Raw genomic sequence first — 230 nt, 5'->3', positions numbered from 1 at the left:
CCGTATGCGGCCACCTTCAAACCTCAAAAAAAGAGGGCCAGACAGATGACGCAAGCCAAAAGCGGCAACACCGTCCGGATTCACTATATCGGAAAACTCACCGACGGCACCGAGTTCGACTCGTCGAACGGGCGGCCTCCGCTGGAGTTCGTGGTCGGTGCCGGGCAGATCATTTCGGGACTCGACAAAGAGATCGACGGCATGGAACTGGGCACGCACCAGACGGTGGC

1 protein-coding gene is annotated in these 230 nt (G+C 59.1%); it reads left to right on the top strand.

Features of this window, described 5'->3' with window-relative positions; genetic code table 11:
• Positions 1 to 45 precede the first annotated feature (45 nt).
• Positions 46 to 230: FKBP-type peptidyl-prolyl cis-trans isomerase (locus KVS69_RS20865; RefSeq protein ID WP_217540263.1), on the top strand; the 185-nt coding region annotated here is incomplete at its 3' end.

This window comes from Stenotrophomonas sp. GbtcB23, assembly GCF_019091045.1.
Taxonomy (GTDB): Bacteria; Pseudomonadota; Gammaproteobacteria; order Xanthomonadales; family Xanthomonadaceae; genus Stenotrophomonas; species Stenotrophomonas rhizophila_A.
The sequence above is the reverse complement of the archived record's forward strand: the minus strand, read 5'-3'. Positions and strand labels throughout refer to the sequence as shown.